13 protein-coding genes are annotated in these 14,725 nt (G+C 58.0%); 3 read left to right on the top strand and 10 right to left on the bottom strand.

Features of this window, described 5'->3' with window-relative positions; all coding sequences use genetic code 11:
• Positions 1–57 precede the first annotated feature (57 nt).
• From hutH to AC559G_RS16670, 6 genes are all read right to left on the bottom strand, one after another.
• Entirely contained in the window at positions 58–1,614 is a 1,557-nt protein-coding gene (gene hutH, locus AC559G_RS16695) for a histidine ammonia-lyase (RefSeq protein ID WP_498913315.1), read from the bottom strand.
• 127 nt (positions 1,615–1,741) lie between these two features.
• Complete coding sequence (locus AC559G_RS16690) at positions 1,742–2,521, bottom strand: ABC transporter ATP-binding protein (protein WP_498913314.1); 780 nt, start codon at positions 2,519–2,521, stop codon at positions 1,742–1,744.
• A complete protein-coding gene (locus tag AC559G_RS16685) occupies positions 2,518–3,378 on the bottom strand; it encodes an ABC transporter permease (protein ID WP_498913313.1) in 861 nt (286 codons plus the stop codon). The genes AC559G_RS16690 and AC559G_RS16685 overlap by 4 nt, the downstream gene beginning before the upstream one ends.
• A 17-nt stretch (positions 3,379–3,395) precedes the next feature.
• The gene (locus AC559G_RS16680) at positions 3,396–4,376 is read right to left on the bottom strand and encodes an ABC transporter substrate-binding protein (RefSeq protein ID WP_498913312.1); all 981 of its coding nucleotides are present in this window, start codon (positions 4,374–4,376) and stop codon (positions 3,396–3,398) included.
• Positions 4,377–4,664: 288 nt separating this feature from the next.
• Complete coding sequence (locus tag AC559G_RS16675; protein WP_498913311.1) at positions 4,665–5,234, bottom strand: HutD/Ves family protein; 570 nt, start codon at positions 5,232–5,234, stop codon at positions 4,665–4,667.
• The gene (locus tag AC559G_RS16670) at positions 5,234–6,604 is read right to left on the bottom strand and encodes a formimidoylglutamate deiminase (protein WP_498913310.1); all 1,371 of its coding nucleotides are present in this window, start codon (positions 6,602–6,604) and stop codon (positions 5,234–5,236) included. Before AC559G_RS16670 ends, AC559G_RS16675 begins: the two co-directional genes overlap by 1 nt.
• 181 nt (positions 6,605–6,785) lie before the next feature.
• Between AC559G_RS16670 and hutC the strand changes: the two genes are divergently transcribed.
• The 3 genes from hutC (at position 6,786) to hutG (ending at position 9,667) form a co-directional block, all read left to right on the top strand.
• Positions 6,786–7,502, top strand: a complete 717-nt coding sequence (gene hutC, locus AC559G_RS16665) for a histidine utilization transcriptional repressor HutC (protein ID WP_498913653.1) — start codon at positions 6,786–6,788, stop codon at positions 7,500–7,502.
• A 142-nt stretch (positions 7,503–7,644) separates the two neighbouring features.
• Positions 7,645–8,874 carry an imidazolonepropionase gene (gene hutI, locus AC559G_RS16660; RefSeq protein WP_498913309.1) on the top strand — a complete coding sequence of 410 codons (1,230 nt, stop codon included), beginning with the start codon at positions 7,645–7,647 and terminating at the stop codon, positions 8,872–8,874.
• Positions 8,861–9,667, top strand: a complete 807-nt coding sequence (hutG, locus tag AC559G_RS16655; protein ID WP_498913308.1) for an N-formylglutamate amidohydrolase — start codon at positions 8,861–8,863, stop codon at positions 9,665–9,667. Before hutI ends, hutG begins: the two co-directional genes overlap by 14 nt.
• A gap of 938 nt (positions 9,668–10,605) precedes the next feature.
• On the opposite strand, the gene AC559G_RS16650 is transcribed toward hutG, so the two are convergent.
• From AC559G_RS16650 to budC, 4 genes are all read right to left on the bottom strand, one after another.
• Complete coding sequence (locus tag AC559G_RS16650) at positions 10,606–11,487, bottom strand: nucleoside-specific channel-forming protein Tsx (protein WP_498913307.1); 882 nt, start codon at positions 11,485–11,487, stop codon at positions 10,606–10,608.
• A gap of 461 nt (positions 11,488–11,948) precedes the next feature.
• Positions 11,949–12,221, bottom strand: coding sequence for a hypothetical protein (locus AC559G_RS16645; protein ID WP_279025384.1), 273 nt, complete (start codon positions 12,219–12,221; stop codon positions 11,949–11,951).
• A gap of 68 nt (positions 12,222–12,289) precedes the next feature.
• Positions 12,290–13,180 carry an aromatic amino acid DMT transporter YddG gene (yddG, locus tag AC559G_RS16640; RefSeq protein ID WP_498913306.1) on the bottom strand — a complete coding sequence of 297 codons (891 nt, stop codon included), beginning with the start codon at positions 13,178–13,180 and terminating at the stop codon, positions 12,290–12,292.
• Positions 13,181–13,434: 254 nt separating this feature from the next.
• Positions 13,435–14,190 carry a meso-2,3-butanediol dehydrogenase gene (budC, locus tag AC559G_RS16635; RefSeq protein ID WP_438596430.1) on the bottom strand — a complete coding sequence of 252 codons (756 nt, stop codon included), beginning with the start codon at positions 14,188–14,190 and terminating at the stop codon, positions 13,435–13,437.
• Between the last annotated feature and the right edge of the window lie 535 nt (positions 14,191–14,725).

The raw sequence follows: 14,725 nt of genomic DNA, 5'->3' as shown, positions 1-14,725 counted from the left end.
CCTTAACGAGTGAGTCAATGACTTCACCGCCGGCGCCTGGCCGGCGGCGCAAGAAAATTACAGCGCGCCGTAGCTCGGCAGAATCGCACTGACGGCCTGCGGCCACTGCCCAGCAGTGGCCCAATGGCGCATGGCTTCCACGTCCGGCGCCATCAGGCGATCCTGTTCGAGGAAAGGCACCCGTTCGCGGATCGCCGCCAGTTGCTGCTCCAGCAACGCGGAACTGCGTAATGGCCGGTGGAAATCGATCCCCTGCGCGGCGGCCATCGCTTCAACACCCACCACCACGGCGGTGTTAAAGCACATATCCCCCAAGCGGCGGGCGGCATAGGTCGCCATGGAGACGTGGTCTTCCTGGTTGGCGGAGGTCGGCAGGCTGTCGACGCTGCCCGGGTGCGCCAACGATTTGTTCTCGGAGGCCAACGCCGCGGCGGTGACCTGCGCGATCATAAAGCCGGAGTTGATACCGCCTTCCTTCACCAGGAACGGCGGCAGGCCGGACAGCCCGGTATCCAGCAGCAGCGCCAGCCGGCGCTCGGAAATGGCGCCGATTTCCGCCACCGCCAGCGCGATAATGTCGGCGGCGAACGCTACCGGTTCGGCGTGGAAGTTGCCGCCGGAGATCACATCGCCGTTATCGGTGAACACCAGCGGGTTGTCTGACGCGGCGTTCGCTTCAATGCGCAGCACCCGGGCCGCGTGCAGCAGATTGTCCAGGCACGCCCCCATCACCTGCGGCACACAGCGGATGGAGTACGGATCCTGCACCCGGCCGCAATCCGCGTGCGAACAGACGATGCTGCTGTCGGCCAGCAATGCGCTCACCGCCTGCGCCACGGCAATCTGCCCGGCCTGGCCGCGCGCCTGATGAATACGTGGATCAAACGGTTTAACCGAGCCTTTGATCGCTTCCAGCGACAGTGCGCCGGCCACCAGCCCGGCGGCGAACACCTGTTCAGCTTCGAACAGCCCGCGCAGCGCCAGCGAGGTGGACACCTGGGTGCCGTTGAGCAGCGCCAGCCCCTCTTTCGGCCCCAGCTCAAACGGTTCCAGCCCGACCCTGGCAAGCCCTTCGACGGCGCTGCAACGCTGGCCGTCAACGGTCACTTCCCCCACGCCGATCAACATCTGCGCCAGGTGGGCCAGCGGCGCCAAATCCCCCGAGGCGCCCACCGAGCCTTTTTCCGGGATGCACGGCATCACGCCGGCGTTGAACAGTGCCAACAGCGCATCAATAACGGCGATGCGAATGCCGGAGTGGCCGCGTGCCAGGCTGATGATCTTGGTCGCCATGATCAGGCGCGCCACGTTGTCCGGCAGCGTGTTGCCCACGCCAACGCTGTGCGAGAGCACCAGATTGCGCTGCAATTCTGATAACCGCTGCGCCGGGATGCGCGTTTGCGCCAACTTGCCAAAGCCGGTGTTAATGCCGTACACCACTTTGCCCTGCTCGAGGATCTGCGTTACCGCCTGCGCCGCCAGCTCGACCGCGCCGCGGGCGCTTTCCGCCAATGCCAGTTTGACGCCGCCGCGATAGATGGCGCGCAACGTATCCAGCTCAACCTGCCCTGGGTGTAGTTCAACCACGCTTACTTCTTGTTTGGTTGGCAACATAGTCTATTCCTGTATATACAAGTACACGTAAAAACTATCCCGACGAATCGGGCTTGTTGATGCGGCTGGCGACGCCTGCGTGCGCGTTAACGCACTGCCGGGCGCCGCCCCGTTGGCCTGTTGGGCCTTAATGCATGCTTTGCAGCGTTTCGCTGCGGATCTCTTCCGTAACCCGCGCCTTGATGGCCATAAACGCCGGCGACGTTTTCAGGGTGTAATCGCGTGGGTGTGGGAAGCTGACCGGCACTTCGGTTTTGATCCGCCCCGGCCGCGCGCTGAAGATAGCCACTTTGTTAGCCATGAAGATCGCTTCGTCGATATCATGGGTGACGAACAGCACCGTCTTGCGGGACGCTTCCCAAATATTGAGCAACAGTTCCTGCATCATCACCCGCGTCTGGTTGTCCAGCGCGCCGAACGGCTCGTCCATTAACAGAATTTTCGGATCGTTAGCCAGCGCGCGGGCGATTGCCGTGCGCTGCTGCATGCCGCCGGACAGTTGGCGCGGGTAGTGGTGCTCAAAACCGCGTAGCCCGACTTTGTTAATAAAGTAGTCGCTGCGTTCTTTCTGCTGGGCCAGGCCCACACCGCGCTCCTGCAGGCCAAAGCGGATGTTCTGCTCCACGGTCAGCCAAGGGAACAGCGTATAGCTTTGGAACACCATGCCGCGATCGGCGCCCGGCCCTTCGACCAACTGGCCGTCCAGCCATACTTCGCCCTGGGTTGGGCTGTCCAGCCCGGCGATAATGCGCAATAGGGTGGATTTGCCACAGCCGGAGGGGCCAAGAATGGTGATGAAGTCATTCTCCTGCACCTGGTAATTAATCGGCAGCAGCGCCTGGGTCTGCTCGCCGTGCGGGCCGGCGAAGATGCGCGATACGTTCCTGACATTGAGTTTACTGTTCATCGCAGTGAGCTCCAGACAAACAGGCGCTGGTTAGCCGCCTTGAATAACAGATCGGACAGCAAGCCAATACAGCCGATGACGATAATGCCGAAGATAATCTGCCCGGTATTGAGCAACGCCTGGCTGTCGACAATCATATGGCCGATGCCGCTGGAAGAGCCGATAAGCTCCGCCACAATGACGTAGGTCCAGGCCCAGCCCAGCACCAGGCGCAACAGTTCGGCAATCTCCGGCGCGGCGCCGGGGATCAGCACCCGGCGCACCACGCTGCGGTTAGACGCACCCAGCGTATAGGCGGCTTCGACCAGATCGCGGCGGGCGGAACCCACCACCACGGCCACCATCAGCACAATCTGGAAAAACGAGCCGATGAAGATCACCAGGATTTTCTGCATTTCACCGATGCCGGCCCACAGGATCAGAAGCGGGATAAACGCCGAAGCCGGCAGATAACGGCAGAAAGAGACGAACGGCTCCAGAAAGGCTTCGATCAGCTTGTACGATCCCATCAGGATGCCCAGCGGCACGGCGATCGCCGCCGCCAGCAGGAAACCGCTCAGCACGCGGAACACCGTCATGCCGATATCCAGCGAAAAGTTATATTCGGTGAACAGCAGGATGCCTTCGTGCACCATGGTGAGCGGATCGGCCAGGAAGGTGGGCGACACCACGCCGGCGAAGGTCGTCAGCCCCCATACCGCAACGAACAGTACGAAGAACGCCAGGCCAAGGAACCAGCGCAACCGCGTCGCGACGGGCCGCAGCGGCACCATCATCGGGTTATGCCAGTGCGGCTTGGCCGGCGGCAGCGCCTGTGGTTCACGTTCTACGGCCTGCTGGCTGGCGGTTGAATTCATATCAGTCTTCCCCATAATCATTGCACGTAGCTGGCGTCATACAGCGTGTTGATATCCGGCACCTTGCGGATCACCCGCATTTCCAGCAGCAGCGCCGCCGCTTCTTTACTGAAATCAGCCAGTTCGCCGGCAAAGAACTTGCGGTTCTGTTCGCGATCCTGCCAACGCAGATAGCTGGCCGATTCGGCGAACTGCTTACCGCTCGATTTCACTGCGGCGCCCATGATTTCATACGATTTATCCGGCTCGGCCTTGATCATATCCAACGCGTCGAAGTAGCTTTTGACGAGCGCTTTCGCCGCCTGCGGGTTCTTTTTCAGGAAGTCCGGTGTACAACCGAGGGTATCCATCACCATCGGATAATCGAGCGTGGTGACCAGGATCTTGCCCTGCGCCGGGTTCTGGCGCACCGTCGACAGATACGGTTCATAGGTCATCGCCGCATCGTTCTGCCCGGCGTTGAACGCCTGGGCCGCCGCCTGTGGCGACAACGTGGCCAGCTTGACGTCTTTGAGCGTCATGTTGTTTTTATCCAGGATCCAGGCCAGCGCAAAGTAAGACGAGGTGCCCGGAGCATCCACGCCGATGGTTTTGCCTTTCAAGTCCGCCACGCTGTTGATGCCGTTGCGCACCGCCAGGCCATCGGCGCCATAGGACTTATCCAACTGCACGATTTGGGTCAGCGGCACGCCGTTGGCGTTCCAGGCGACGTAGGTTTCCACCGTGGTCGCCGCACACTGCACGGCGCCGGATGCAATCGCCAGGTGGCGATCTTTTTGCGGGATCATTTTCAGATCCACATCCACGCCGTTTTTCTTGAAGATCCCGGCCTTATCCGCCAACGTCAACGGGGCAAACCCAGTCCAGCCGGAGATGCCGATAGCCACTGGCGTATTGGCAGCCTGCGCCGCAGTCGCCAACAACCCGGAAAACCCGATAGCCGCTCCCAGCGCTGAAAATTTCCTGACTGCCGTTCTTACGGAAAAAGTCTTGCTCATACTGCGCTCCTGTTGTGCTGTGCCGATAAACCCACCCGGACGGGCGGGAAAATGCATCTGTATATTCTTGTCTATACAAGTGCATCTATACAGCAAGCAAGATGTGCGCCAAAAACGCAAACGGCTTCAAATGCTGGAATTACTGGCCAACCATGGCCCATCAGCGGCCGGAAGCGGATCGCCATGGTGCAAAGCGCGCACCACAATGAAGCACGCCGGCAGGAAGGCGCATCGCCCCCGCGTAGGAGAACGGCCTGTCGCCGGCGCAGGCTTTGGAAGCCGATACCTTCAGCATGGGTAAATATCGGCCCACAGGGCAAGCGCCGGTTCACTTCCCTGCGGCACAAGCTGGGCCGGTGCCGCCGCCTGCCGCCACCAGCCGCCTTCGCCGGCGGCCAGTACCGCCGTTTGCTGCTGCGCCCACTGCCAGCGGCCGCTGAGCACATACAGCACCCCGTCATGGCCGGCCGGAAGTTGAACCGGCCCGGCCAAACGCTGGACGTTAGCCGCCCAGTGGCCGCGCCGCACCATGATATTGAAATCCTGGCTGGCGCCTCCAAGCAAGGTGGCATGCAGCGCGACGTCGCCGGGGAAGGCAAACGGCTCGCCGACTTGGGCCAGTGGGTGATCGATCAGCCCTTCGCTGAACAGGCGCACGCCGTCGCCCGCCAGCAGCGTGATTGAGCGATCAATACCGGGGAACAGCGAAAAGGGGCCGCTTTGCGCGATCGTGGCAATGCTGGCGCGCCAGTTGAAATCCGCCCCCGCCGGTTGGCTGACGATCTCGCGGGTTTCACCGCCGCCGTTGCGCCAGCGGCTGACCGGCAGCGTGGCAAAGGAAAAACGTTGCAGGCTCATCACACCTCCTGACGCAGCGTTTTCAGTACCTGCTGCAAAGCCGCGGCGCTTTGTTGTTCCCGCGCATGGTGCCCCTGGCTAATCACTTGCTTGCCCGCGACAAATACGTCGCGGATCTGCTCGCGGCCACCGGCAAACAGCCAACGGTTAAGGATGGCTTCATCCGCGACGGCGGCCAGATAAGGATCGTTGCCGTCGAGCACCAACCAGTCGGCCCGGTAGCCAACCGCCAGTTGACCGATCGCCACGCCGCTGGCCTGCGCGCCTCCCTGCAGCGCCTGCTGGTAAAGTACGTTGCCCACCACCGGCTGCCGGGCGGTGACCAGCCGGTTGCGACGCTGATCGCGCAGCCGCTGGCCGTATTCGAACCAGCGCAGTTCTTCGACCACGCTGAGTGAGACATGGCTGTCGGAACCGATGCCCCAGTGGCCGCCGTGGTGCAGATAGCTGTCGCCGGGGAAAATGCCGTCCCCCAGGTTGGCCTCAGTGGTGGGGCACAGCCCGGCGACGGCCCTGCTTTGCGCCAGGCGCACCAGTTCATCGCGATCGAGATGCGTGGCGTGCACCAGGCACCAACGTTCGTCCACCGGTAGATGGTCATACAGCCAGGCCACCGGGCGTTGGCCGCACCATGCCAGGCAGTCATTCACCTCTTTTTGCTGCTCGGCAACGTGGATATGCACCGGCAAGGCGCTATCGCACGCGGCCAGCACCTGTTGCATTTGCTGCAGCGTCACCGCGCGCAGCGAGTGGAAACACAACCCCTGATTCTGCAGGGGTTGCCCGGCTAACTGGCGGGCGATGGTGCGTTGCTGAGCCAGGTAGCTGTCGGTATCCTGGATAAACCGCAGTTGCCCTGGCTGGGCCGGCTGGGCGCCGAAACCGGCGTAGCTGTATAATACCGGCAACATCGTCAGGCCTATCCCCGCCTGCGCCGCCGCCTGGCTTAGTTGACCGGTCATTTCCCCGGCATCGGCGTAGGGCTTGCCGCCCGGGCTATGGTGCAGGTAATGGAATTCGGCCACCTGGGTATAGCCGCCCTTTAGCATTTCGATATACAGTTGGCCGGCGATGGCCGCAATTTGCTCCGGCTCCAGGCGCTGCACCAGGCGGTACATCAAATCACGCCAGGTCCAGAAGCTGTCCTGCGGGTTGCCCGCCACTTCCGCCAACCCGGCCATCGCACGCTGGAACGCGTGGGAGTGCAGATTGACCATTCCCGGTACTACATCGCCCGCCAGGCGGGTACACCCTTCCGGCGCGGCGCCCACTTCCACGTGGCTCAGGTAGCCGACATCGTCGACGTTCAGACGGACATCATGCGCCCAGCCATCGGCAAGCAAAGCGCGCGGAGCAAAATAGGCAGGCATAGCGGTTCCCCAACGTTAAAATGTGGCGGCCGGCCCAAAATAAGTGCTGACAAAACCGCCCTTAGTTGTATATACATATACATACACCAGCATCAACAGTAAACTGGTGTTATGCTTTTTTTATTTGATGAGGTTAACGCCCGTGGTGGATCAACAAACCCTGCTACAACTGGCTGCTGCAATGAGCGATACCCCTGCCCCGATTTACCAACGGGTGAAGCAGGCCATCGTGAACCAAATTCGTACGGGCCATTGGCAACCGCATCAACGTGTTCCCTCGGAAAGCGAACTGGTGGCGGAGCTTGGCGTTAGCCGCATGACCATCAACCGGGCGCTGCGGGAACTGACCAGCGAGGGGTTCCTGATCCGTATGCAGGGCGTCGGCACCTTTGTCGCCGAAGCCAAGGCGCACACGGCGCTGCTGGAAGTGCATAACATTGCCGACGAAATCGCCGCCCGAGGCCATCGCCACCGCAGCCACATCGTCGAGTTCATCGCCCGCCCCGCCAGTGAAGAAGAAGCCACAGCACTGGATATTCAGCCTGGGCAACAGGTGTTTTATTCCCAGATTGTGCATTACGAAAACGACATGCCGGTGCAGGTGGAAAACCGCTGCGTCAACCCGGTGGCCGCGCCGGATTACATGATCCAGGATTTTGATCGCGTTACGCCCTATACCTACCTGATGCAGGCCGCGCCGCTCACCGCCGGCGAGCATATCGTCGAAGCCGTGGTGCCCACCCGGCATGAGCGCGAACTGCTGCAGTTGGCAGAGCATGAGCCTTGCCTGCTGATCCACCGTCGCACCTGGTCGGGGAAAACGGTGGTCACATCGGCCAGGCTGCTGTACCCAGGCAGCCGTTACCAGTTGTTCGGCCGTTTCACCAACGAACGGTAATCCTCACGGGGGTGAGCTTTCACTCCCGGCTCCCCCTACCCTGGTTATTGCATAAATTTCACTCGTTATGGTTGCCGCCTTGCCGGCAATGCGCTAGCTTGTGTTTAATTGTATATACAACAATATGGGAGTAGGAAAGCACATGACCGCTGAGACTCACTGCGACAGCCTGTGGTACGGGGCCGATATTGTTACCCTGCGCGACGGCCGCTATCACACCATCAAAAATGGCGCGATAGCGGTGCGCGACGGGAAGATCGTCTGGCTAGGGGAGCATGCGGCATTGCCGGCGTTCACTGCGGATAATTCGGTGGCCTTCAACGGCGGCATCATTACGCCGGGCTTTATTGACTGCCATACCCATCTGGTGTTTGGCGGTAACCGCAGCAGCGAGTATGAGCAACGGCTCAACGGCGTGAGCTATGCCGAGATCGCCGCACAGGGCGGCGGCATTGCCGCCACGGTGCAGGCCACCCGCACTACGAGCGAAGAAACGCTGCTGGAGCAGGCGCTGTTTCGCCTGCGGCCGTTGCTGGCCGAAGGCGTCACCTGCGTGGAGATTAAATCAGGCTATGGCCTGACGCCGGAAAGCGAGCTGAAAATGCTGCGCGTGGCACGGAAACTGGGCGAACTTCTGCCGGTTGAAGTCAAAACCACCTGCCTGGCCGCACACGCCCTGCCGCCGGAATATGCCGGCCGGCCCGACGATTATATCAATCTGGTCTGCAACACCATTATCCCGCAGGCGGCCGAGGCTGGTTTGGCCGACGCCGTGGATGCTTTCTGTGAACATTTGGCATTTTCCCCGGCGCAGGTGGAAGCGGTCTTTGCCGCCGCCGAACAGGCCGGTTTGCCGGTAAAACTGCACGCCGAACAGCTTTCATCGCTCGGCGGTAGCACGCTGGCCGCCAAGCACCATGCGCTTTCCGCCGATCACTTGGAGTACGCCACGGCCCAGGACGCCGCCGCCATGGCCGCTGCCGGTACCGTGGCCGTGCTGCTGCCGGGTGCCTACTATCTGCTGCGTGAAACGCAACGCCCGCCGGTCGAACTGTTCCGCCAGCACGGGGTGACGATGGCGATCGCCAGCGATGCCAACCCCGGCACTTCGCCAGCGTTGTCTCTGCGCCTTATGATCAACATGGCCTGCACGCTGTTCCACCTGACGCCGGAAGAAGCGCTGGCGGGGGTTACGCTGCACGCAGCCAAAGCGTTGGGGCTGCAGCAAAACCACGGTTCGCTGGAAACCGGCAAGGTGGCGGATTTTATTCATTGGCCGTTATCAACGCCGGCTGAACTGGCCTATTGGCTGGGCGGGCAACTGCCCTGTACGGTGATTTTCCGAGGAGAAGTACGCAATGAGCATCCATGATCCTTTTGATTTCCAGGCCGGTAGTCTGCCGTTGCTGATCAGCATACCGCACGCCGGCACCCGGCTCACCCCGGCGGTGGACGCCGCCCTGACCGATGACGCCCGCCCGCTGCCGGATACCGACTGGCATATTCCGCGGTTATATGATTTTGCCACCGCCATGGGCGCCAGCATCCTGGTTGGCAACTATTCGCGTTTTGTTATCGATCTTAACCGCCCCGCCGACGACAAACCGCTCTACACCACCGCCACCACCGGCCTGTATCCCGACGTGCTGTTCGACGGGCGGCCAAGCTTCGCCGCCGGGCAAGCGCCGTCAGCCGAAGAACGCGCCGGCTATCTGCAATACATCTGGCGGCCCTACCACCAGCAGCTACAGGACGAGCTGGCACGGTTGAAGGCTAAATACGGCTACGCGCTGCTTTTCGACGCGCATTCAATCGCCTCCGTCATTCCCCGCCTGTTTGACGGCACGTTGCCGGATCTCAACCTGGGCACCAACAGCGGCGCGAGCTGTGCCGGCACGCTCAGCGATCGGCTGCTGGCCTGCTGCCAGCAGCAACAGCAATACACCCATGTGCTGAACGGGCGTTTTAAAGGCGGCTACATTACCCGCGCCTATGGCCAACCCGCCGAAAACCAGCATGCCGTGCAGTTAGAGCTGGCGCAGGTGAACTATATGCACGAACAGTACCCCTTCGCCTATGACGCGCCGCGCGCCGCGCAGTTGCAGGGCCTGCTCAAGCCATTGATTGAAACCTTACTGGTCTGGGGTGAACAGCAGTACCACTAACATGCCGCCGGGCGCGGCCCAGGGATGGGCCAAATAACCAGGCCGATACACCGCCAACGTAGGGTGTATTTACAGAAAATTTCCAGCGCACCGGATAATGGCAGCGTATTATGCGCAGCGTGGTAACAAGGCCAAAGCAACCAGCGCAAAGCATTAACAATATTTACAGCCCGCCAAAGTAAATCCCGGCAGAGGGGATTTAAACTCAGATAGTTCTTGCAGTGAAATAGCTAATCCAGTACTTTTGGCACCGGTAACTAAAAAGAGTTACCACGTTTTTTTCGCATCTCAAACTTATCTTCCTTATCATCCAAGATAATATTTCTGTGAGTTCCCGCCGTTATCGGCGGGATATTTTTTCGTGTTGGTCACCTCCCCCTTGCCGTCGTCTCGGCGCCCCTAAGGCCGTGGAAGTAGGTGCAAAGCAACAGAACCCGGCCGCCCGGTGTTAAACCAACAGTAGCCATCATATTTTAACGCCCCCAGGAAACACTGTGGTTTATTTACCCAGGCCGGTTATAAACGGGGGCGTTTAATAATAGCGCATCAGTTTGACGGGCGTGTTTAAATGCCCCACAGAACAACCTGCCGCTAAAATAAACGATATCTCAACAATGAGTGGGAAATACGAGAAACGATGAATGAAATAGAGGATGATACCTGCCGTTGAAAACTCCACGATTCTACGGTAATAGCGTTATGAAAAATATGATTTATAAATCAGTCATAGTGACGGTTATGCTCTTTTTAACGGGCTGTGCGCCCCTTCACCACCACGGAAGCCATGCACCCAACCGGTTCGACCACGGGCATAGCCACCCGGCGCCACACCACGGCCATCACCGCTAAGCATGCAGCCCCGTGGCTCCATAACGGCAATGCCCCTTTATCCAGCCGAATAAAGGGGCATTTTTTACCGTTTCAGCTTGGCTGACGCGTTAGAAGTTATAGCCAGCCACCAGGTAGTAACCCCAGCCGGTGGATTTGATCGGGCTTTGTTGCAAACCGATATCCGCCCCATCCTGCCACTGGCCGCCGTGATGGAAGTAACGCGCCACCACGGAATAATGCCAATGCGCATAGTTCAACGACAGAATATGGCTGGAGGCGATGGAATCGTTGGTGCGAACCTGTTTGCCGGTGCCGTCCACCCAGTTGCTGTCCTTACCCAGATCGGAACCAAAATCGAAGTTGGTAAAGCCGATGTAACTCAGGTTGCCGCCCCACAGTTCAGTGATCGGCACAAAGTATTTCACTTTAACGCGGTAACCGTCCCAGCTGTTTTCATTGGCCGCGCCGTAGTTCTGCCATTGATATTTGGCATACACGTTCAGTGACAGGCTCATCGGTAAGCCGGTATCGATATCGGTGCCCAACCCCATATACCAGGTGCTTTGGCGGGAAGCCTTATTACGCCCCATATCGTAGATATAGTTGTTGGCGATGTACCATTCTTTGAATGGCCCGAAGCTGAGATCGGCCCCGGTCAGCTTATCAATGGAAAAACGCGGTTCGATCTCCATGAACATCGGTGAGCCTTTATCCCAAATGCCCCGATCTGGCGTGTTGCCAATGCCGAAGAATTTCGGCACGTCGACATAGCCGTAAAAATCCAGCCATTCATGTTTGGCAAACGCTTCGTATTCCAGGTAAACGTCATTGTTCAATTGCGGCCCGAAGCGGGTATGGTAGCTCCCCACTACGTTGACACTCTGGTGCCACCAATCCGAAACATATTCACTGTCTTTGCTATCAGCCATTGATGATGCGCTGTACGACGACGCGAGCAGCACACCTGCTGCGAGAGCTATTTTTTTCATTTTATTACCACATGCTTAAAGGGCCATTTCCTGCCCGTTAGAAAGATGACAAACCTACCAACGACACCCGGTATCGCGTTCGGCTCACGATGCCACCGAATCACGCGCGCATTATAAGAACCACAAAGTGCAACAGTCTGTGATCCAGTTACGCATTTCGCGAATAGGTAATCGATTGCCTTCACATTTGTCAATTTTTGTTTCATGAAAAATCATAATTTTTGTGATTTTAATCATGATAAGAATTTTCAAAGCAAGATATATGCCATATTTACTGGCAACTTGGGGTTATTGACCTGGTGGCGGTAGGGATAAAAAAACCGCAGTTGCCGGCCGGCAGTGCGGTTTTGATGTGAACTGGCGCCAGGCCGAAATTAAACAAGCCGACGCTGGGGGAAGCCCATCAGTATTGCTGATGGGTTAGCGGTAAACTCAGCATCGGCGATAGCCTGGTATAAACGCTAACGCGCGCCCGGCAACGCTTTGGCGATGTTCTCTTTACGGAACACCACCTCTTCTCCTGGGTTAATTTCCCACGCCTTCAAGGGGATATCCAACCGGGGCGCCGCGGCGATGACCGAACCGTGAAAGACATTGCCTTCACGGAATAAGATACTGACGTCAAGCTGGTATTCGTGCCGCAAATTCGCTGTGGTCAGGCGAACCGTGTCGCCACGGCCATAAGACTGCGCATCACTGCTGGGCTGTAGAGTAAATTGAATATCGTCTCTCATGAGCAACATCTCCATATATAATGGCTACTTACAGCTTAGCGGGAAATCGCCCTTGGTGCTTGATTTACTTACCGGCGAGTCGCCCACCAGCACACCAACGATCCTAAGGTTACCATCGCAACTCCCTGCCAGAAATTGATGCTGAGCACAGTGCTGAGCACGATGGCGGCAAGCACCGATGAAAGCACTGGGGTAAAATAAGAGGCGGTCGCCAGCAACGCCATGTTGCCACGCAGGATCCCAACGTTCCAGGCGGCATAACCCGCCCCCATCGCCACGCCCACACACAGCAGCGCTGCCGTGACGGCGGGGGAAAATTGCATCCCCGTTTCGTTGCTGAAGGCATATTTCACCCACAACGACGCCGCCGTCAGCAACATAAACAGCACCACGCCGTTATGGCCCTGAGCGCTTTTCCGGGTAACGTTGCAATAGGCGGCCCAAAGCAGCGCGCCGCTAAACGCCAGGCCATAGCTGAGCGGATTACTGCGCACGTTATGCAGCAACTGCGCCAATGACCCTGCGTTCCCGCCGTTCATGATCCAGCCAATGCCCGCCAGCGACAGCAGCATGCCCGGGACTACCCACCAGGTGGCACGTTGCCCGTTAAACGCAATTGCCATCAGCACCGTGAAGCAAGGCCATAGGTAGTTGATCATACTCAGTTCTATTGCCTGAGTGCGGCTGTTGGCATAGCCGAGCGCCAGCGACAGGCAGATTTCATAGGCCACGAACAGCACACTGCCCGCTATCAGATACACCCTGGGAAACTGGCGCAGTTTGGGCCAGCCCATCACCGCCAATAAAAACAGCGTACTGACGCTGTAGATCATCGCCGCGCCGCCGATCGGCCCCAAGCCCTCACTGACGAGGCGGATTAGGCCGGTGATGCTGCTCCATAACACAATTGCCAACAGGCCCAGCAACGTGGCTTTATGCCGGGCCGAAAAAGAAAACATGTTCAGGCCTTCCAATCGATTATTTTTATCCGTTTTTTCACTTTACGGTGCGGCACGAGAAAAGAAAAGGCACGGCGCTAATGGCTGCACCGAGAGACGCGGTAGGCTGTGGGGGCACCGTTGCAGCAAACAGAGATCATAGATTGTCTACGGTTGGCCGGCGGCAGGGATAAAAAAGGGCACAGCTCGCTGTGCCCTATTGGCTTAACGCCATGTGTTACGCAGGCAATGATGCATTACCTTATACCACAGTGTTAAACGATTTTTGGCTGACCATCAGATGCCGTTGCCCCGCCATCCACCGGCACGTTGGCGCCGTTGATAAAGCTGGCATCATCGCTGGCCAGGAATGCCATAACCGCGGCGATTTCTTCAGGTTCTGCCGCACGGCCCAACGGGATACGTTCGTTGAATTTGTCGCGGATCTCCTGCGGCCAACCGTTGGTCATGTTAGTTTTCACCAGGCTTGGGCACACAGAGTTCACGCGCACGCCGTCTGCACCGTGATCCAGCGCCATGGCGCGGGTCAGGTTAACCACTGCGCCTTTCGCCGCACAGTAATAGGCCGCACCCCAGTCACCACCCAGGCCGGAAACCGATGCGGTATTCACGATACTGCCTTTGGTTTTCAGCAGGTGCGGCAGCGCGAATTTGGAGCAGAACACTACGCCGTCGATATCCACACCGGCGATGCGGCGCCAGTCGGCAACGCTGGTTTCCAGCACGCTACCGGCAACGTGAACACCGGCATTGTTCAGCAACACGTCAATACGGCCGAGTTTCTCTGCAACGTCATTCATCATTTTTTCAACGGCCACAGGATCGGAAACATCAACATGTACCGCATGCGCTTTGCCTTTTGGCAACGATGCCGCAACGGCATCGACGGCGTCTTTCGCCCAGTCAGCCAGTACGACAATAGCGCCTTCAGCGGAGAAACGGCGTGCGGCCGCTTCCCCCATGCCGTTACCCGCACCGGTAATCACGACGACTTTATTATCAAAACGCATAGAACCTCCTCATCAATATAAATATTGCTTAATAATTCGTACAAATACAAAACTAGAACGAGGATAGCCCGCAGGGGTAGAGACGACCAGTCAAAACGTGCGAAATTTAATACTAATTCGGTATTTGTGCTTATTAAGTAATCAACAATGGCAACCAAATGCTGTTTATTTACACAACCGGCCGATCTTGTTCGATTTTATTTATCATAGAAACCACGTAGGCAAAGCATTAAGAATTACTGGATGATGGTGCGTTATGGAATAGATTTTTCACGCCCTGTGCAGCGCAATAACTGATTGTTATTCTCATGGTTATCGTCATCAATACACAATTTATGTGCTAACCCTCCCACGTTTTCATGATAAAAATTAAGATTTATTGATGTATAGCAAACTATTGGACCCCGTTTGCGGGTATAAATTAATTAGATTCACTTATATTTTCCCTGGTGTTGGCCAAATTGGCAACCCGCCGTATCACAACAGATCGGCGGGATTTTTTTCTGCCTTTGCCGATTTACTTACTACACGCACC

The sequence above is a fragment of the Gibbsiella greigii genome, assembly GCF_039540155.1.
Classification (GTDB): domain Bacteria; phylum Pseudomonadota; class Gammaproteobacteria; order Enterobacterales; family Enterobacteriaceae; genus Gibbsiella; species Gibbsiella quercinecans.
Note: the sequence above shows the minus strand (reverse complement) of the source record. Positions and strands in the feature narration are given on the sequence as shown.

Excerpts from the sequence above, each read along its gene's own strand:
- AC559G_RS16645 (WP_279025384.1), bottom strand. The coding sequence starts at position 12,221 with ATGAGAGACGATATTCAATTTACTCTACAGCCCAGCAGTGATGCGCAG.
- hutG (WP_498913308.1), top strand. The coding sequence starts at position 8,861 with ATGAGCATCCATGATCCTTTTGATTTCCAGGCCGGTAGTCTGCCGTTG.
- hutH (WP_498913315.1), bottom strand. The coding sequence starts at position 1,614 with ATGTTGCCAACCAAACAAGAAGTAAGCGTGGTTGAACTACACCCAGGG.
- hutC (WP_498913653.1), top strand. The coding sequence starts at position 6,786 with ATGAGCGATACCCCTGCCCCGATTTACCAACGGGTGAAGCAGGCCATC.
- budC (WP_438596430.1), bottom strand. The coding sequence starts at position 14,190 with ATGCGTTTTGATAATAAAGTCGTCGTGATTACCGGTGCGGGTAACGGC.
- AC559G_RS16675 (WP_498913311.1), bottom strand. The coding sequence starts at position 5,234 with ATGAGCCTGCAACGTTTTTCCTTTGCCACGCTGCCGGTCAGCCGCTGG.
- AC559G_RS16690 (WP_498913314.1), bottom strand. The coding sequence starts at position 2,521 with ATGAACAGTAAACTCAATGTCAGGAACGTATCGCGCATCTTCGCCGGC.
- AC559G_RS16650 (WP_498913307.1), bottom strand. The coding sequence starts at position 11,487 with ATGAAAAAAATAGCTCTCGCAGCAGGTGTGCTGCTCGCGTCGTCGTAC.
- AC559G_RS16685 (WP_498913313.1), bottom strand. The coding sequence starts at position 3,378 with ATGAATTCAACCGCCAGCCAGCAGGCCGTAGAACGTGAACCACAGGCG.
- AC559G_RS16670 (WP_498913310.1), bottom strand. The coding sequence starts at position 6,604 with ATGCCTGCCTATTTTGCTCCGCGCGCTTTGCTTGCCGATGGCTGGGCG.
- AC559G_RS16680 (WP_498913312.1), bottom strand. The coding sequence starts at position 4,376 with ATGAGCAAGACTTTTTCCGTAAGAACGGCAGTCAGGAAATTTTCAGCG.
- yddG (WP_498913306.1), bottom strand. The coding sequence starts at position 13,180 with ATGTTTTCTTTTTCGGCCCGGCATAAAGCCACGTTGCTGGGCCTGTTG.
- hutI (WP_498913309.1), top strand. The coding sequence starts at position 7,645 with ATGACCGCTGAGACTCACTGCGACAGCCTGTGGTACGGGGCCGATATT.